This window comes from Psychrobacter sp. JCM 18900, from assembly GCF_904846625.1.
Lineage (GTDB): Bacteria > Pseudomonadota > Gammaproteobacteria > Pseudomonadales > Moraxellaceae > Psychrobacter.
Genome location: NZ_CAJHBL010000005.1, coordinates 12,763 through 32,657, shown reverse-complemented (window position 1 = coordinate 32,657; position 19,895 = coordinate 12,763). Strand labels below are relative to the sequence as shown.

14 protein-coding genes are annotated in these 19,895 nt (G+C 43.6%); 7 read left to right on the top strand and 7 right to left on the bottom strand.

Annotated features, from left to right (window positions below):
* Positions 1–103 precede the first annotated feature (103 nt).
* The 5 genes from JMX96_RS10320 to JMX96_RS10300 form a co-directional block, all read right to left on the bottom strand.
* The gene (locus JMX96_RS10320; protein WP_082624600.1) at positions 104–826 is read right to left on the bottom strand and encodes a sulfate/molybdate ABC transporter ATP-binding protein; all 723 of its coding nucleotides are present in this window, start codon (positions 824–826) and stop codon (positions 104–106) included.
* A gap of 96 nt (positions 827–922) precedes the next feature.
* Complete coding sequence (cysW, locus tag JMX96_RS10315; protein WP_201568933.1) at positions 923–1,873, bottom strand: sulfate ABC transporter permease subunit CysW; 951 nt, start codon at positions 1,871–1,873, stop codon at positions 923–925.
* A gap of 1 nt (position 1,874) precedes the next feature.
* Positions 1,875–2,759 (bottom strand): sulfate ABC transporter permease subunit CysT, encoded by an 885-nt coding sequence (cysT, locus tag JMX96_RS10310; RefSeq protein ID WP_057760265.1) that lies wholly within the window; start codon positions 2,757–2,759, stop codon positions 1,875–1,877.
* Positions 2,760–2,982: 223 nt separating this feature from the next.
* Positions 2,983–4,074: a sulfate ABC transporter substrate-binding protein gene (locus JMX96_RS10305; RefSeq protein WP_201568932.1), complete on the bottom strand. Its 1,092-nt coding sequence runs from the start codon at positions 4,072–4,074 to the stop codon at positions 2,983–2,985.
* A gap of 268 nt (positions 4,075–4,342) precedes the next feature.
* Entirely contained in the window at positions 4,343–5,470 is a 1,128-nt protein-coding gene (locus JMX96_RS10300) for a sulfate ABC transporter substrate-binding protein (protein WP_201568931.1), read from the bottom strand.
* A gap of 360 nt (positions 5,471–5,830) precedes the next feature.
* Here JMX96_RS10300 and JMX96_RS13635 point away from each other — a divergent pair, with 360 nt between their 5' ends.
* Complete coding sequence (locus JMX96_RS13635; protein ID WP_227677021.1) at positions 5,831–6,418, top strand: hypothetical protein; 588 nt, start codon at positions 5,831–5,833, stop codon at positions 6,416–6,418.
* 135 nt (positions 6,419–6,553) lie between these two features.
* Here the strand turns inward: JMX96_RS13635 and sat are convergent, their stop codons facing one another.
* Complete coding sequence (gene sat, locus JMX96_RS10290) at positions 6,554–7,810, bottom strand: sulfate adenylyltransferase (protein WP_201568930.1); 1,257 nt, start codon at positions 7,808–7,810, stop codon at positions 6,554–6,556.
* Positions 7,811–8,153: 343 nt separating this feature from the next.
* Between sat and JMX96_RS10285 the strand changes: the two genes are divergently transcribed.
* The 3 genes from JMX96_RS10285 (at position 8,154) to JMX96_RS10275 (ending at position 11,181) form a co-directional block, all read left to right on the top strand.
* Positions 8,154–9,845 (top strand): nitrite/sulfite reductase, encoded by a 1,692-nt coding sequence (locus tag JMX96_RS10285; RefSeq protein ID WP_201568929.1) that lies wholly within the window; start codon positions 8,154–8,156, stop codon positions 9,843–9,845.
* Positions 9,838–10,458, top strand: a complete 621-nt coding sequence (locus JMX96_RS10280; RefSeq protein ID WP_201568928.1) for a DUF934 domain-containing protein — start codon at positions 9,838–9,840, stop codon at positions 10,456–10,458. Before JMX96_RS10285 ends, JMX96_RS10280 begins: the two co-directional genes overlap by 8 nt.
* 84 nt (positions 10,459–10,542) lie before the next feature.
* Positions 10,543–11,181 carry a phosphoadenosine phosphosulfate reductase family protein gene (locus JMX96_RS10275; protein ID WP_114700031.1) on the top strand — a complete coding sequence of 213 codons (639 nt, stop codon included), beginning with the start codon at positions 10,543–10,545 and terminating at the stop codon, positions 11,179–11,181.
* A gap of 73 nt (positions 11,182–11,254) precedes the next feature.
* On the opposite strand, the gene JMX96_RS10270 is transcribed toward JMX96_RS10275, so the two are convergent.
* Positions 11,255–12,223 (bottom strand): WG repeat-containing protein, encoded by a 969-nt coding sequence (locus JMX96_RS10270; RefSeq protein ID WP_201568927.1) that lies wholly within the window; start codon positions 12,221–12,223, stop codon positions 11,255–11,257.
* Positions 12,224–12,470: 247 nt separating this feature from the next.
* Here JMX96_RS10270 and cysG point away from each other — a divergent pair, with 247 nt between their 5' ends.
* From cysG to JMX96_RS10255, 3 genes are all read left to right on the top strand, one after another.
* Complete coding sequence (gene cysG / locus JMX96_RS10265) at positions 12,471–14,078, top strand: siroheme synthase CysG (RefSeq protein ID WP_201568926.1); 1,608 nt, start codon at positions 12,471–12,473, stop codon at positions 14,076–14,078.
* Between the two features lie 152 nt (positions 14,079–14,230).
* Positions 14,231–15,847 (top strand): exonuclease SbcCD subunit D C-terminal domain-containing protein, encoded by a 1,617-nt coding sequence (locus JMX96_RS10260; RefSeq protein WP_227677020.1) that lies wholly within the window; start codon positions 14,231–14,233, stop codon positions 15,845–15,847.
* A 74-nt stretch (positions 15,848–15,921) separates the two neighbouring features.
* Positions 15,922–19,797, top strand: coding sequence for an SbcC/MukB-like Walker B domain-containing protein (locus JMX96_RS10255; protein WP_201568925.1), 3,876 nt, complete (start codon positions 15,922–15,924; stop codon positions 19,795–19,797).
* The last annotated feature ends 98 nt before the right edge of the window (positions 19,798–19,895 follow it).

Here is a 19,895-nt window from a genome sequence, read left to right as displayed (position 1 = left end):
AATGAATCTGCGGCAATGCTCCAGACCAAAAAAGACCTACTTTCGTAGGTCTTTTTTTGCTCAACTATTGATAATTCGACCTAAATTGCGCTAGGTCAAATAATTATACAAGATCTAAGAAATCGCTGATAAAGGCGTTGGCTGGCTGGTGTATCAGCTCCTCTGACGTGCCCACCTGCTCTACTCGGCCCTGATTCATCACGACGATCTCATCTGATACCGCACGTGCTTCTTCTTGATCGTGCGTCACCATGATACTGGTGATACCTAGCTCGTGGTGGATGTTTTTTAGCCATGTGCGCAGCTCTTTACGGACTTTGGCATCTAGTGCACCAAACGGCTCATCTAGCAGCAGTAGTTTTGGTTTGACAGCTAGTGCACGTGCTAGCGCTATGCGCTGGCGCTGACCACCTGATAGCTGATGTGGATAAGCATTGGCAACTTGTGGTAGCTGTACGAGGTCTAAGAGCTCTGCCACGCGCTTATTGATATCAGCTTTGCTCGGACGCTCGTTTTTTGGTAACAAGGTCAATCCAAACGCCACATTATCCGCGATGTTCTTATGACGAAACAGTGCATAATGCTGAAACATAAAGCCAATATGGCGTTTTTGGACTGGAGTATTGGTCACATCCAGCTCATCGAACAATACCTGTCCAGAGTCAGCATATTCCAGACCCGCGATAATACGTAGCAAGGTAGTCTTACCGCAGCCTGATGGACCTAGTAACGTCGTCAATTTGCCAGTCGGCACCGTGATATTGATATTATCTAAAGCGGTAAAATTGCCGAATTTTTTATTAACGTTGCGAATCTCAATGCTCATAATCGTATCTCTTATTATATCTTTTGTCGTATCGTGGCAAGTAGCTGAGTAGCGACTGCATCAATAGTATTAACATCATTTATCAGATAATGGCAGCTATACCTTGCCAGTACTGTCCGCACTCGTCGATTTAGTGACGGCAGTTGCGTTAGCACTCACTGGCAGTTCAGGTGCACTAGCGAGCCGCTCAGACTTGGCAAATTTACGCTCTTGTATCTTGGTCATGACTTGCTGAATCAGTAGCGTCACTAAGGCCAATGCAGCCAATATGCTCGATAAAGCAAATGCAGCGGTAAAGTTATAATCGTTATAGGCAATCTCAACCAATAGCGGCATGGTGTTGGTCTCGCCGCGAATGTGGCCAGATACCACGCTGACCGCACCAAACTCACCCATCGCACGGGCATTGGTCAAAATCAAACCATATAGCAGCGCCCATTTGATGTTAGGCAGTGTCACATGCCAAAAAGTCTGCCAACCAGTCGCGCCTAATGTTAGCGCTGCCTGCTCTTCAGAGTCGCCTTGAGTCTGCATCAATGGGATCAGCTCACGTGCAACAAAAGGAAAGGTCACAAATAACGTTGCCAAAATGATACCAGGCACTGCATATATGACCTGAAAACCCATACTCTCAAGCCAGCCGCCGATAGTAGAGTTCAGTCCAAACAGCAGTACAAACATCAAACCTGCAACCACTGGTGATACCGAAAATGGCAAATCTAGCAACGTGGTGACCAGCTGCTTACCTTTAAACTGGTAACGCGTGACCAGCCATGCAATTGCGATGCCCATTACCATATTAATCGGTAAGACAATGCCTGCTGTAATGAGCGTCAGCTTGATGGCTTGCAAAGCTTCAGGGTCTACTAATGAAGCAATATACAACTGCCAACCATTTTTAAAGGCTTCATAAAACACAGCTAGTAATGGAATGACCAACATAACAATCATGAATAACACTGCAATGGCAATAAAGGTACGACGTATCCATGGGGTATCTTTGGTCGCGGCGTTGCTTTGGTAGTCGTAGCTATTAGATATTTGCATATTAGCGAGCTCCTACACGGCGCGACAGTTTCCACTGCATGATATTAATGGTCAACAAAATGACAAATGATATGAGTAGCATAAATAGTGCAACCGCAGAAGCACCTTGAATATCAAATTGCTCAAGCTTACTGATAATAATCAGCGGCAAAATCTCAGACTGCATCGGAATATTGCCCGCGATAAAGATAACTGAGCCATACTCACCAGTGGCACGAGCAAACATCATACCTGCACCCATCAGCAAGGCTGGCAATAACTCCGGCAAAATCACTTTACGAAAAGTTGTCAAACGATTGGCGCCCAATACTGCAGCAGCTTCTTCAAATTCAACTGATAGTTCAGCAAGTACGGGCTGCACCGCGCGGACAATAAAGGGGAAGCTCACCACAACCAGTGCTAGCCAAATACCTATTGGCGTAAAGGCAACTTGAATATCGAACTTGGCAAACCATTGACCGATCAAGCCATTAGGCGCATATAAAGTGGCAAGCGAGATACCTGTAACGGCCGTTGGTAGTGCAAATGGTAAATCAACCAAAGCATTAATCAGTGACTTACCCCAAAACTCATAGCGGACAAGTACCCATGCGACCAATGTGCCAAATACCATATTGGTCAGCATCGCCAAAAACGACATCCATAAGCTCAGCTTGATAGCGGCAGTGACTTGTGGCTGAGTAATGGTTTCCCAAAAGCCAGTCCAACCCATCTGCGTCGTGGTATAGGCCATCATGGCAAACGGTAGCACCACCAATAACGACAAGCTAAAGACAGTAATACCCATGCTCAGACCGAACCCGGGTAGCACATTGCGCTGACGCAAACGGGTCAGCCAACCTTTTTTATTGCCGGGCTTACTGGCAGAAGAAGATGTTGCACTCATAGTGATGTCCTATTGCCTAACTGATGGTACTTAGCGAGGGTGCTCACTGTAAGACCATTATTACCATTGTTATCAAAATTATTATTGGTCGGCTTATGATATAAAGGACATAGTGCGTACGACCATGTCCTTTATGGGGTGCTTCATGACTGACTGTACGATTAACTGAGTTAATTCGTTTCAGTGGTTAGCGCAGTAGCTGCTCTAACTACTCAGCAAGTGATTACTGAGGCGCGTTAATTGCCAATTGGTCAAATACACCACCATCACTGAAGTAAGTGCTCATGATCTCATCCCACGTGCCAAAGGCATCGTTCGGGCGGAAAGTCTCAACAGGCGGTAATTTGTCACCGTTTTTGTCAAGCACGCTCTTAACGCTAGGACGTAGATATAGATTGGCCGCTAGCTGCTGAGCAGACTCACTCCATAAGTAATCAAGATATGCTTTGGCAGCGTCTGTAGTGCCTTTTTTATCTGTTACCGTCTTCACAACTGCCACAGGGCTTTCTGACTTAATCGAGTATTTTGGATAAACAATGTCTACTTGACCTGCGCCAAAATCAGTCGCTGCAAGGTTGGCTTCGTTTTCAAACGTGACCAATACATCACCAATACCGCGCTGTACGAAAGTCGTTGTCGCGGCACGTCCGCCGTTTTCATAGACTTTGACATTTTTTAGCATGTCTTTTACGTAGCCTTTAGCTTTTGTTTCATCTTGATTAAAAGCATGTAGACCATAACCGTATGCACCCAAGAATGCATAACGACCGTTACCCGTCACCTTTGGATTGGCCATGACAATTTCAACACCGTCTTTGGTCAAGTCTTCCCAGTCTTTGATATTTTTTGGATTGTCTTTACGTACCAAAAATACGATCGTACTGGTAAACGGCACTGCGTTGTCTGGGAATTTACTTTCCCAATCTGACTCAACCAAGCCTTTTTTCTCAAGCAGCTCAATATCAGAGCCTTGGTTCATGGTGGCAACATCTGCTTGTAGACCGTTGGCAACAGACAGTGCTTGCTTACTTGAGCCGCCATGTGACTGCTTGATTAGGATATTGCTGTCTGGATTTTCAGCTTTATAGTGCTCAACAAACAATGGGTTGTAATCTTTATAGAAATCACGTGCCACATCGTATGAGACATTAAGTAGCTCGATATTTTTCCCTTCTGTCGTCGCTGAACCATCAGCTGCGGCTTCAGTAGTCTCACTGTTGCTACAGCCAGCTAGACCCAATGTCAAAGCAACGCCAGCAATACTCAAGGCACTAAGAGTTTTACTTTTTTGTTGATAACGAGCTACGTCTGTCATAAATACCTCAAAGATGTCTGTTGTGTAATGCAAGTATGCTAACAGCGCCATCTTATTATGTTTAATGATGAATATGCGTATGTTATTGCCAAAAGGGAATAACCAGTAAACAAAGCCAGATATATCAATAAGTTGTTAAAAGAATCTATATGTATAACTGACTGTTTGTTTATTGATGGTTTTAATACTGGCATGCGCCCTATCTATCTTGTCCGCGTTTTACTGAAAGCAGCTAAGATAGATAGTTTTATAAATCAAGAATTAACGACTACTTCGTGGTTGCCAGCTGATCAAAACGGCCGCCATCTACAAAGAAAGCATCCATAATCTCTACCCATGAGCCAAACACAGCCACAGGTTCAAACGTCTCAATATCAGGCAAAGTATCTTTGTGAGCAGCTAGGATTTGCTCATCACTTGGACGCATATACATTTTTGCCATGAGCTCTTGGGCAGGCTTATCCCATAAGCCTTTGAGATAAGCATTAGCTGCTTCTGTCTTACCAGATTTTTCAGTCACTGCCGTTACGACTGCTACTGGGTTGGCAATCGTAATCGAATAGCTCGGATATACGATATCAACGTTACCCTTTGCAAATTGCTGTGCAGTCAAATGTGCTTCGTTTTCGGTCGTGATCAACACATCACCTAGACCACGCTGGGTAAAGCTGGTCGTTGCAGCGCGCGCGCCATTGTCATAAGTGACCACGTTTGCCAGCAACTTCTTGATAAAGTCATTGGTTTTTACAGGATTTTCATTACTGCTTTCTTTAAATTGGTGCAAGCCGTAGCCATAAACACCCAAGAAGGCATAACGCGCTGTACCACTGGTTTTCGGGTTCGGGATGACCACATCGATATCATTACGGGCCAAATCTGACCAGTCTTTGATATTTTTTGGATTACCAGCGCGAACCAGTAATACCATGGTGCTGGTGTACGGCACGGCATTATTTGGAAGTGCTTGCTGCCAGTCAGCAGCGACTAAGCCTTTTTCCACCAATAGATTCATGTCGCTCTCTTGGTTAAAGGTCACCACATCCGCTTGCAAACCATTAGCGACAGAGAGTGCCTGCTTACTAGAGCCGCCATGTGACTGATTGATATTTACTTTGCTATTTGGGTGTGTCTTCTGATAGTCGGTACTGAATAAGGTGTTGTAGTCTTTATAAAAGTCTCGAGACACATCATAGGAGACGTTGAGTAGATTGACATCTTGCGTCCCGCCACTGGCACTATTTGCCGCGTCATCTTGCGTCGCTTCGGTTGGACTGCAGCCTGTCATTATCATCGCTGCTGCGAGCATGCCGCTGGTGGCAAGTACATGCGCTTTTACAGGCTTATTATTAGTTGATTGAATGCTAGCAATGCTGATTTGTTGGAATTTTTTTTGCATGATGCTCTCGATAAAAGTATTAGAAGCGTTTTGTCAAAATCTTGACCATCATCACAGAGCCTACAATCTTTTGAGTTCGGTTGTCGGGATGATGCAAGCTATGCTAGCAGCATAAATAGCAAACGCTTAGTGACGAATTAGCTTATCGACTAGTGAAGTTGGCATAAGTGATAGGAGCAATCGTTTTGCAGCATCAAGCATAAAAGGAGGTACATAACTGCTGGCAGGTTTATTAAGTAGACTATAATTTGGGTAGGCTGTACCATTATTCGTACGTCATAAAGTTTGCTGTATCAATGATACTTTTATCATCTCGCTACTATTCAAATATTACCCTCTTACTTGACCAAAGGCCCTTATATGACTCTTTTATACCGTCAATTTCATTCTATTGTAGGGCTAATAGTGTTGACCTCCACCCTAGCGACTTTAACAGGCTGTAATAGTATGTCGCCCACTGTGAACAGCGATAGCCACAGCACGGTTAAATCAGTTGCCAGTACAACATCTGCTTTGCCAGCTATTGAAAGTAATATCTTGGGTACCAATGTCTCAGCAGACAGATTTTCAACAGATAAAGTTTCAACAGACAAGGTTTCAGCGGATTACGCTACTGCCGACTACGACAAACGAGCACAAGGCTATGATTGGGTTGGCGTGATGGTACGAGCAGATGGTGATCGACAGATTGACATTAAAGTTCGCTCACGCAGCGATATCAAAAAACCTACTTGTTATTTCGATGGTAAGGCGACATTGATGGGCCAAGATGCCGCTCACGGTACGATTTTTCAGGCAAAGGTAAATGACAGCACTGCCTTTTTTCAATTTAAAGACGACAAGCTCATCATCGACAGCCCAGACAAGTATGCACTGAACTATTTTTGCTCAGGTGGTGGCTCGCTTGCTGGAGAATATAAGAAGCTGGCAATAGGTTTGGAGATTTAATAGACAGCGCTAACATGCGTTAGGGCGTGTTTTCATTTCAAAAGTAGTGATAAAAACAAAAAGGTGCCAGACAATAAGTCTGACACCTTTTTTATGGTTGGCTTAGTACGAGTTATTTATACTGACGATCTGTTTTTATACGGCAGATGCACCCGTTAATTTAACCTCAGCACGCTCTTCTTTTGCGATACCGGCATAGTAGTCACGCAGAATCTGTAGTACTTCTGGACGGCTAAAGTTATCTGGTACATCTTCGTCTTCTGATAGTGCTTTACGCAGCTTAGTACCTGATACTTTAACGTGCTCAGACGCGTCATGCGGGCAAGTCTTATCAGAGGCCATCGCATTACAAGCATTACACCAGAACGTCCAACCAATTTTGAGCGGTTGGGTGATAAGGTCATCTTTACCAACATGTTCAAAAATCGTTTGCGCATCAAACGCACCGTAGTAATCGCCGACACCCGCATGGTCACGACCAACAATCAGATGGCTACAGCCATAGTTTTGACGGAATAGCGCATGTAGTAACGCTTCACGTGGGCCAGCATAGCGCATATCCAACGGATAGCCTGCTTGGATCACGGTATCTTGTCTAAAGTAGTTATCGATCAAGGTCTTGATGGCTTCTTGACGAACTTCTGCAGGGATGTCGCCAGGTTTCAATGCGCCCAATAATGAATGAATCAACACACCATCACAGATCTCAATCGCAATCTTAGCCAGATACTCATGTGAGCGGTGCATTGGATTACGCGTTTGGAATGCAGCCACTGTTTTCCAGCCTTTAGCATCCAAGATTGCGCGTGTTTCTGCTGGCGTTTTGTAGATTTCTGGATATAACGTTGGGAACTCGCCTTCACTCAATACTTCAACGCTACCGGCAACATTGACGGCTTCTTGGTTCAATACTTGCTGTACGCCTGGATGCTCTGAATCCGTGGTCGTAAATACTTGCTGACACTCATGTTCTTTATCGATGGTATAGGTCTCTTCTACCGTCAAGATACCCATGACTTCGCCATCTTGAGCGACCAAGGCTACTTTGTCGCCTTGACTCAAATCATCTGCAGTCTCTTTTGGCGCAGACAAAGTGATAGGAATTGGCCAAAACAAACCTGCGTTTTCACCGCTTTGCAAGCGCATGTTGTCTACCACACCCTGCCAGTCCGCTTGATTCATAAAACCATTTAACGGAGTAAAACCACCAATACCGAACATGATTAAATCACCGCGCTCACGTGAGCTTAGGGTGATGGTAGGCAATGTGCTGGCAAGCTCTAATGCTTGATCGCGTGCTGCACCGTTTAATAATAGTGGCTTAAGCTCGGCACTGCCATGTGGTGGAACCAGCTTTGATTTGAATTGGGTTGGGCTTTGAGTTTGAGACATATAGTTATTAAAACCTCTTATAAAAAGAATGGTTGGAAGAGATGAGCAAAAATGCAAAAGCGATTAAATGTACAAAACTGAGAAGAAAGCCGTCGATAGATAATAAGTAGCGTACTAACGATTGGGCATTAAATTTGTTACGCATAGGCTACCTAACTTTCGTTATGAAAATTTATGCTGTGTTTGGATATGGATATGTCTGAAAGGAATTTATGTTTCTGGGTACAAGCTTATATGATGTATAGCTGAATTATTTACATTGCGAACGGCAATAAAACCTATTACACACGCAAATCATTTTCGTCGCTGATTTTAAGATTAAAAACAAAACTGAGATTACGTCATGTATCAATATAATTACGCTGACCAGACTTTGGTAGAGGAACGAGTTGCCCAATTTCGCGACCAAACCGAGCGGTTTTTGGCAGGTGAGCTGCCAGAAGAGCAGTTTTTGCCACTGCGGTTGCAAAACGGCCTATACATCCAGCGTTATGCGCCAATGTTGCGTATCGCGATTCCTTACGGTTTGCTTGCCAGCTACCAGTTGCGCAAATTGGCCGAAATTACTCGCAAGTATGATAAGGGCTATGGACACTTCACGACGCGTACCAATATTCAGCTGAACTGGCCAAAACTAGAAGATGTGCCAGATATTTTGGCTGAATTAGCCTCAGTACAGATGCATGCCATCCAAACCTCAGGGAACTGTATTCGTAATACCACCACCGATCCATATGCTGGTATTCATAAAGAAGAAATCGCTGACCCACGTCCTTATTGTGAAATTATCCGTCAGTGGTCAACCTTCCACCCTGAGTTTGCTTTTTTGCCACGTAAATTTAAGATTGCTGTCATCGGCACCAATGATGACCGTGCAGCAACCCAAGTACATGATGTCGGTCTACACGTAAAGACCAATGATGAAGGTGAGATTGGTTTTGAAGTATTGGTTGGTGGCGGTCTTGGACGTATCCCTGTTCTTGGTAAAGTCATCAATAAATTCTTGCCACGTCAGCATCTGCTGAGTTATTTAGACGCCATCTTGCGTGTCTATAACTTGCATGGTCGCCGTGACAAAGGCAGTAAATACAGATCACGTATCAAAATTTTGGTCGAAAGCATGGGCGGTCCAGCCTTTGCCAAATTGGTCAATGCCGAGTGGAAAGCTCACACCAAAGACGGCCCACTTACTTTGACTGATGAGAACTTTGCAACAGCGAGCAGCTTCTTTAGTGAGCCTGACTATGTCTCATTCGACGCACTACAAGTACAGTCTGAGCTACAACAGCAACTGAGCGCTGATAAAGATTTTGCCAATTGGTATAACCAAAATACCGTAGCGCACAAAATAGCTGGCTATCGTGCCGTGGTTATTTCTCTTAAGGCAGGTTTAGTCGATGGTAAATATGTACCATCCGGTGACGTCAGTGAATCACAGATGGATGCGCTGGCTGACCTGTCTGACAAATACAGCTTTGGTGAGCTACGGGGTACTTATCAGCAGAATCTAGTATTTGCTGATGTGCAGACCAATAAGCTTTATGAGTTATGGCAGCAACTATCAGAATTGCATTTAGCGCGCGCAAACATCAACACCCTAACGGATATGATTGTCTGCCCAGGTTGGGATTACTGCTCGCTTGCCAATGCAACGACGCACAACATCGCTGAACAAATCGAAAAACAGTTCGATGACTTAGACTATCTATATGACTTGGGTGAGATTCGCCTGAACATGTCTGGCTGTATCAATGCTTGTGCGCACCATCATACAGGCGATATTGGTATCTTGGGTGTCGATAAAAAAGGCGAACATTGGTATCAGATTAGCCTTGGCGGCAACTCTAGCGACGACGCCAAACTTGGCAAAATCTTAGGCAAATCTGTGCCTGCCCTTGAGGTCGCCAACACCATACAGCAGATCGTTGATGTCTATGTGGACTTACGTGCCAGCACTGATAACGATGTAGAGAGCTTTGGTCAATTGGTTGAGCGCGTTGGTATTGATCCATTTAAGGAGAAGGTCTATGGCTAATCACCATGTTTTGGACAGTCATGGCGTAGATATCGGCAGTCAAGATACATGGCATGTACTTACTACTGATGCACTGCCAGAGAGCATTGTATCGACTAACATTACGTTGCTTGAGCTACTACAAAAACAAGAAAATCCTGACGTCATCGTGCCACTTGTTGATCTGTTAGATACGACAGGCGCACAAGCTGGTGGTCTGATCAAAGAAGTCTATGAGTTAATCGTACAGCACAGTAGTCGACTTGGATTGTGGGTTACTGCCGATACTGACGCTGATGCACTAGAGGGGCTTAGTGAGTTCTTATCAACGCACGCACTTATCGTGATTGATGTGCCTAAGTTCGCTGATGGTCGTCACTTTAGCTTTGCACGTACGCTGCGCCAAATCGGTTATACAGGCGAGATTCGAGTGGCTGGCGCGTTTGGCCGCGATCAAATTGCTTATATGCTACGCACTGGGGTTGATAGCTTTGTATTGAGCGAGCATGACCTAGAAGCCGATTCTAAGTTTGGCATTGAGCAAGCCTTTACTGCCCTTGCTAGTAGCTATGATGGTCGAAGCGCTTCAGATTTACCGATGTTTGCACAACCGTTAGAGCCTTCAGTCGCATAGCTGTCGCACTGACCATTAATTTTATAGTAATACCCAATATTTTTAATCAACACTTTTATATTAACAACAATTAAGGAACGTATCATGAGCCAATTACACCCAAATCTAGATCTTGACCAAGCCAACCAAGACCTGCAAGGTAAGTCACCTGAGCAAATCGTTGAGTGGGCACTGACTCAAGCAAAAAATCCAATCATCACGACCAACTTCCGTCCGTATGAATCAGCGATTTTGCATTTGGTTGCCAAACAGCGTCCTGATATCACGGTATTATGGGTAGACTCAGGTTACAACACTGATGCTACTTATCAGTTTGCCAACAAGCTTATCCATGACTTGAACCTAAATGTCGTTACTTATATTCCTAAGCAAACGGCTGCACACCGTGACGCGACGATGAATGGCATCCCAGGTATCGATAACCCACAGCATGACGAGTTCACAGAGCAAGTTAAACTTGAGCCATTCCGCCGTGCGTTAGATGAGCTAAAGCCAGATGTGTGGTTCAATGCTATTCGTAAAGACCAAACTGAGTTCCGTCAAGGTCTTGATGTGCTTAGCTTGTCAAAAGACGGCGTGCTAAAAGTAGCACCATTGTTTGAAAAAACAGATGCTGATTTGGATGTGTACTTAGAAGAGCACAACTTACCAAATGAGCATGACTACTTTGATCCAACGAAAGTAGAAGAAAGCCGTGAGTGTGGCTTGCATACTCAGCTGTAATTTTAGCTGTTTATGAATTTGAGAAGCCCTTTCTTTGATTTAAGAAAGGGCTTTTTTCGGCTTTTCATTGGACTTAAAACTTGTTTTCTACACGTTTACCTTGTCTATTAATGTAGAACCATTCACCATCTTTTTTGACATAGGCGGTACCATCTTTAAAAGGATCAATAAATGGAATGTCATCATAGTCTAATTCAATTGCTACATCACCATTTTTGTCAATAAATCCATGCTTACCGTTATCATAGACAAGTGCTAATCCGTTAATGAAGGGGAAGACCATTGCATAGTCTAGCTCTTTGACTACTTGATTCGACCTATTAATGATCATAAACTTATCATCATTATTAACGACGGCTAAACCACCTGAAAACCAAGTCGCACTATAATATTCAATGGGTATCACGATATTATTTAGCCTATCTATAAATCCGAACTTTTCATTTTTTTCAACCGCTGCTAGGCCTTCTGTAAAGAAAATAGTAGAATCATATTCATAAGGAATAACTAACTTATTATTAATATCAATGTATCCATACTTCCCTTCGTTCTCAACTGCAGATAAACCCTCATTAAAACCCATTAAATCATCGTACATTATCGGAATAATTATCTGTCCCTGTTTATCAATGACTCCTCTTCTATTATCTACCCCAACCACAGCTAAACTATCTTCAAATGGATAAGTAAGGCTGTATTTGAGAGGTATAATAACTTCACCCTGCATATTAATGTATCCGGATAAGTTGTCCTTATGAACACTTCCTAGACCTTCTACAAAAGCAATTGGAAAGTCATACTGTGTTAGTATTTTTATCACACCTTGCTTATCGATGAATCCATACTTACTACCTTTTATTACGGGCGCGAGTTCACCATCAAACTCACAGTGTTCATCAAATACAACCCCATTTGGTAACTTATAACCTTCAGCCAACGCGCATTCTGCTAGTACATCTGAACTAACTAGCAACCCTAAAATCAGTCCGAAAAAGACAGTACTTAATTTTTTTAGTCTATTAAACGTATTGTTTTGACTCATTATGATGCCTTCATAATTGTTCTGAATTAAAAAATATAAAATTATGCCCTTCTAAACCTCTAGTACGCATATCATGTCTCATAAAACCTATTCCCTTTCTCACAAAAAACCATCGTTAACATGACAAAAACGAATATGCTAATGCCAATTCACTAGGTGAGAGTGTGCTTGTGATACCTCATAATGGCGGCATTCCTTATATCTTTTCTACCTTTTTATAATAAACAATTAAATATATGGTGACATTATGAACACCTTCCCGCTATTTTTTAAATTAGAAGACCGTAAAGTGCTCATCGTGGGCGGCGGCGAAGTGGCACTGCGTAAAGCTGATTTGCTCAGCCGTGCAGGCGCCTGTATCACGATACTTGCACCCGATATCAGTCACGAGCTAAATGCCTTGCTCACTGACAGCAAGCATGAATTTATCTATGAGGAATATAATAAAACCCATATGTCAGGCGCACGCGTAATTATTGCCGCGACTGACGATGAAACGCTTAATCACCAGATTCATGCGGACGCGACTGAGCTAAATATTCCAGTCAATGTGGTCGATACCCCGCATTTATGTGATTTTATCTTTCCAGCGATTATCGATAGAAATCCTATTGTGATTGGTATTTCATCAAATGGTAAAGCGCCAGTATTGGCACGTCTATTACGGGCACGCCTTGAGACATTAATCCCGCAAGGCTATGGAAAATTAGCCAAGCTGGCAGGTGAATTCCGCAGTGAGGTAAAAGCCAAGATACCAACGCTGACTGGTCGTCGTCAGTTTTGGGAGCGCGCGTTTGAAGGCCAAGTCAGTCAGCTGATGTTTGCCGGTAATGAAACTAAAGCGACTGCACAACTGCAAGCTGATTTGGATAGCACTGCCGCTGCTATCAGTAAGAAAAGCGACGATACAGAATCGGTTAGAGAGTCAGAAAAAAGCTTACCAGCCGTTGGTGAAGTCTATATCGTAGGCGCAGGCCCGGGTGATCCAGAGCTGTTGACCTTTAAAGCATTGCGTCTGATGCAACAAGCAGATGTGGTATTTTATGATGCGTTAGTCTCACCGCAGGTCTTAGACTTATGCCGCCGTGATGCTGACAAAGTGTTCGTCGGTAAAAAACGCAGCAATCATACGGTCGCACAGTTGGGTATCAATGAGCTGCTCGTCAATCATGCCAAACAAGGTCGCCGTGTCGTGCGTTTAAAAGGTGGCGATCCGTTTATATTTGGACGTGGCGGCGAAGAGATAGAGAGCCTACGAGCACATAATGTACCTTATCAAGTCGTACCAGGCATCACCGCTGCCAACGCCGCTGCTAGCTATGCAGGCATTCCGCTAACTCATCGTGATCATTCACAATCAGTGCGTTTTGTGACGGGATTTTTGAAGGCTGGCGCACCCAACAGTAACTTTAAGAGCTTCTTAAATACTGATGAGACGGTCGTATTTTATATGGGTCTGCACTCGCTGGCACGTTTGACTGAAGGCTTGGTTGATGCTGGACGCAGTAGCGAGACACCGATTGCTATCGTCTCTAATGCGAGTATGCCCAATCAACAAGTATTAACCGGTACGCTTGCAACGATTGTTGCCAAACAAGAGCAAGCACAATTGCCAACGCCTGCCCTCCTCATTATGGGCGACGTGGTCAGCTTGCATCATGATTTGGCTTGGTATAATTTGCAAAATCAGCAGCGCAGTCAAAACAGCGATGACATAGCTAAAAATTGGTTGCGTGAAGGATCAAGAGGTAAAGCAGTAAAACAACCAATAGACCAACAAGCGCATGCCCTATCGATGGTCGCAAATCTTGCAACGCAGCAAGGAGATGGTCTGGAGCAATTGATTATTGACTAGCGCTTACCTTTAATCTGCAAAAAGATGAGTCTTGTATAAGAAGAAAACCCTACCAGTATATTATTGGTAGGGTTTTCTTTTGGCAACAGCGCAAATCTCAACGATTCTTGCTAGAATGAAGACTTTCTACTGCTCATACTTATAGTCTACTTATGCCCATATCTGATGCTAGCTTGCCTTCTTCTTTAACCACGCAAATGAAACCTTTGACCATATTGCATACCTCAGACTGGCACTTGGGGCGACGTCTGTATGGGCGTCTTCGTTACGAAGAATTTGAGTCATTCCTGCATTGGCTACAAGACACCATCAGCGCACAGCAAGTAGATATATTGATTGTTGCGGGTGATATCTTCGATACCATGACCCCAAGCAATAAAGCCCAAGCGCTATATTATGAATTTTTGGGTAAGGTCTCGTGCTCCTGCTGTCAGCATGTGGTAATTGTCGCAGGGAATCACGATTCACCGACATTTTTAGATGCGCCAAGCAATGTACTTAAGTTTTTGAACGTACATGTGATTGGTACTGCTTGTGATGACTTGGACGACGAAGTATTGGTCTTGGGTGATGACGACAACAACCCTCATTGTATTATTGCCGCTGTGCCCTATCTGCGCGATCGGGATGTGCGTAGCAGTAGCGCTGGCGAGTCCGCAGATAGCAAAGACGCCAATGTTATCGCTGGTATTTGCGAGCATTATGACAATGTCGCAGACATTGCGAAGACTAAGCAAGCCGACTTAATCAGAATGCATCAGCGATATATTCCTATCATCGCGACAGGACATCTATTCGCGTCTGGCGGCAAAACAACCGAAGATGATGGTGTACGCGAGCTATATGTCGGCTCACTAGGTAAAATATCTGCCGATATGTTCAATGATGGCTTTGATTATGTGGCACTCGGCCATTTACATGTGCCGCAGCGTGTTGGCGGTCGTGAGAGTATTCGCTATTCAGGTTCACCCATCGCGATGGGTTTCGGAGAGGCCAAACAGCAAAAGCAAGTATTGCTGGTACAGTTTGGTGCCGCAGAGCATTTTGATAACGACATTTTAGGGTTAGACGTCGCACCTGATAGTATTAATCCTCATGCCATCAATACAGCTGCTACTATTGAAGTCGCCCAAGTGAAAAAATCAGTAGATAAATTAGCAGAAAAAACCGCTAAAAAAGTGTCTAGTCAGGAACTGCCTTTCATGGATGACTTGTTTGGCTTTGATGAGCCTTCAGATGATGAAGAGGTAGCACAGTCTACTGCCATAGAAAATATTCCTGTTCAGCAAGATATAAACAATCAACCAACCTCGAATGATGCCACTACTATCAATAAAATACTGCATCGCGATGACGCTAATCAGATGCAAGTAGTGTCCCTGCCCATCCCAAAGTTCCAACAATTGGCGCAAATATCTGGTGACCTAACCACGATTGAACAAACCATTAGAGCGCTTAAGCAATCGGACTCTATTTGGCTAGAGATTGTCTATACAGGGGATGAGATTGTCAGTGATTTGCGTGAGCAAGTGCAAGCAATGGTAGAAGGGTTACCCTGTGAAGTGCTTAAGATAAAAAACACTCGTACTTATAATAAAGTGCTCAATCAGCAGCAGACTTCCGAGAACTTGCAGGACTTAAATGAGATGGAAGTATTTGAGCGCTGCTTAACGCTCAATGATGTGGCTGATTCTCAAAAAGACTCATTGCGCGATGCCTATGGTCAGATACTTTATAACTTACGTCATGAAGACAAACAGGCAGAATAACAAAAGCGACATATCATGACCACACTTCCTAAATTTTTCGCAGTTGCGGCTATTACTAATACTAAGACTTATCCATGCGCCTAATCGAACTCAGACTAAAAAACCTCAACTCCCTAAAAGGTGAATGGCATATTGATTTTGCTGATACTGCCTTTACCAATGAAGGTATCTTTGCTATTACAGGGCAAACAGGTGCTGGCAAGACCACCATATTGGATGCGATTTGCTTAGCGCTATATGGTGAGACGCCAAGGATTAATAGTATCAGTAAGAGCAGCAATGAAGTGATGACGAGGCAGACGGCAGCGTGTTTCGCTGAAGTAGTGATTGATTTGAATGGTGAGCAGTATCGCTGCCGCTGGGGACAGCGCCGTGCTTACAATAAAGCAGATGGCAATCTGCAAGATGCGACTCATGAAATCGCTAAGATAAACGTTGATGACTCGTCAAAAGAGGATGAGCTGCTAGAGAGCACCTTAAAGCATACCAAAAATAAGATCATTGAACTGACTCGGATGGATTTTCAGCAGTTTACTCGCTCTATATTGCTAGCTCAGGGTAGCTTTTCAGCATTTCTAAAGGCAAAGGCTGATGAACGCGCAGATATTTTAGAGAAAATTACGGGCACTGATATTTACGCGACTATCTCAACACAGGTTCATGATAAGAAACGTACCGAAGAAGAAATTCTCAGCAAGCTACAATACGGTTTAGATGGCTTAATGCTTCTAGATGCTGATGAAGAAAATCAGTTAAAAGCCGATTTACAGTCATATCAAAGTGCTCAAAGCGCACAGCAGCAGACCATTCAAGATTTGGCCGAAAAGATTCAATGGCTAGATAGCGTTACAGAGTTAAAAGAAAAACTGAATACTTATCAAAATGATCTAGCGCAGGCTCAGCAAGCTCAGCAAGACTTCATCCCTAATGCCAAACGCTTAACCGCTGCTAATAAAGCATTGGAGATTGATAGTCAGTTCAGCCAACTTGTGCATAGTCGCGATAATCTAAAACGCTTGCAAGAAGAACAGCAGCAGATCAGCAGCATCCTACCGAAAAAACAAGATGACTTAGAGCAAGCGACCACACATCTAGAGACAGCAAAAACTCGTCAACAAGCTGCCCACGAATCATTGCAGTCTGCTCTACCTAATATTGCGCAGGCGCGCCAATTGGATACAGACATTGCGCAGCATACACATGCTTTAAAAGAAACTGAGCAAAGGCAACAAACCCTAACGAGCAGCACCCAGCATTTAAGCAAAGAGATAGATGGCCATACACAACAGGCTGCGCACAATAAAACTCAGCTAACACGTGTAGAAAGCTACCTTAATGACGCCCATGAATTAAAAAATATCGATAGCGATATAGCGAATTTCAAGAGTCATTGCAGCCGACTAAAAGCACTATTTCTAGATAATAATGCCCTAATAAAAGATAAAACCAGCCAACAGCAACAGCTCAACCAGTATCGCACCAATTTTGACGCCTTAAATCAACAACAAAAGGTGAAAGATACTGCTATAACAACGATGCAACATAAATTGTCCGCGTTACAACAAGAGCAAGCAGCATTCATTCAAGTGCAATCATTGGCTGATATGCGAGATGAGCAAGAGCAGATTGACGATATCAACCGTCAGCTTGACCAAGCGAGCGTTAAGACAAAACAGCTGCATGAGTTTAGCGCACAAGTAGAGAAAATAGATGCTGTCTTACCAGCAATAAATAATAAAATAACGGAACTGGCAGGCTTAATCACTGATAGTGAATCGGCCATCAACGCTGCTAAAGACAAGCGGCAAGACAAACAAACCCAGCTGCATTTACTACAAAAAGTCGCCACCTTAGAAAACCATATCGCTGATCTAAAAGACGGTCACCCCTGCCCGCTGTGTGGATCGCTTGAGCATCCTTATAGTGCAAATCATCCGCACTTAGCGCAAGAAACGGAAGCAACGCAAACTCAGCGGCAAATAGCAGAGCTGGATACGACTATAGCCGATTTAGAAGATACTCTCTCTAAACATCGTATTACTCAGGCAAAAACACAACAGCAGTTTGCGCAACAAGAAGAACAACAAGGCCTGCTGAATCATCAAATACAAAAGTCAAAGACTGAGATTGATCAGTTGGTCAGTTCAGCCTTTAACAAAACCTATTCTCAATTTATCGCTGCGATCATACAGCCGCTGGCGCAGATTGATAGACATAACGATGCGTTGTCATTATTAGGCAGTATCAAAAATGCGCTAGGTGAACGTAGAGAGTCTCTTAAAAATGCGTTATCTCACTACGAATGGCTTAGCGAATCACTCTCTACGATGCGTAATGACATCGAAGCGTTAGACAAAGAGCAGCGTGAGCTGGCAAGCACTATCAATGAGATTGAGAGCAATAGTGAAAAAATAGCATGGACGATAGAAAACTTAGACAAAAAATATCATGATAATTTTTCTGAATTGACTGTACTTAAGGCCGAGATATTAACGCTGTTGAATAAATATTCTGCTGGCAAACATCAGTCAGACGCAAAAACGGCGATACGATCTTCACTGTACTCATTACAACCGCTGATAGCCAGTATTGATAACCAAGTCATACTAAACGAGGTGGATTACCATACTCATATCAATACATTGCGTCAGCAGCATGCTGCGCTTACGACCATAAAAAACGAGTTTAATAACTATAAAGAGCAGCAGCAAACGCTCATAACCGCACTGGGTCGCCTAGAAACACAAATCGAGACCAAGCAGTCTCAGCTCGATAAAGAAGAAAGTGAGCTTAGTAAACTGGTTCAACTCGTGGCAAAAAGAACTGAGGCGATTGAGAAATTACGAACAGACAGAGAGCGTGTTTTTGCTAACAAAGAGCCTGAAGCGGAGGAACGTCGATTACGTGATGAGCTGGAGCAAGCCCAAATTGGCCAGACCTCTGCACAAAGGCAGCTGGACAATGCTGAGCACACACTTAGTCAATTGCTTGACACACAGCGACGTTTGAGTGAACAATTAAACACGGTGACTAGTACGCTTAGTAGCCAAGAAAATACCTTTAAGTCAGCGCTTGCCGCCTCTGATTTCGCTGATGAAATAGATTTTACTAAGGCACGCCTGCCCATCGATGAACGCAATACACTCAAGCAGCAGCAAGAACATATTGGTTACGTGCTAAAGCAAGCGCAGTCTTTATTGGATGCAACACAAAAAACACTGGCGGATAAACAAGCCAATCCACTGACAACAGATGATAAAGAAACGCTTACCCAACAGCAGTCGCAAGCCCAAGATGAGTCTAATAAACGAATTGAATCGATTGGTGCCATCAGTCAGCGTCTAAAAGATAATGAAGATAAGAAAAACACCCAGCAGGAACAGATTGATGCCATCAATACTCAAAAGGATAAGCTTCAAGTGTGGCAACAGCTGCACAAATTGATTGGCTCGTCCGATGGCAAGAAGTACCGCACCTTTGCTCAAGGACTTACTTTTGACCTTATGGTCACTCAAGCCAATACGCAACTGCAAAAAATGAGCGATCGCTATTTGCTGGCTCGTGATGATAACAGTCCACTTGAGCTAAATGTGATTGATAACTATCAAGGTGGTGAAATTCGCAGTACTAAAAACCTCTCAGGCGGCGAAGGTTTTATCATTAGCCTAGCATTAGCATTAGGGCTCTCACAGATGGCCAGTCAAAACATACGTGTGGACTCGCTATTTTTGGATGAAGGGTTTGGTACATTGGATGAGGAATCTTTAGACATTGCGCTTGATACGCTGACCAATCTACAGCAAGAAGGTAAATTAATCGGGGTGATATCCCATGTTCAGGCGCTAAAAGATCGCATTTTAACCCAGATTAAAGTCGAAAAGCTCTCGGGTGGATTTAGCCGAATTAGTGGTCAAGGGTGTCATAAAGTCGTCAGTGAAAAAGTATCATAAGTTAGGTTGATTACTTTACTACTTAATACTTTTGATTAAACCATTTTGTTTAGACAATAAAAAACCACCGAACATTAAGAACGGTGGTTTTTTTGTGC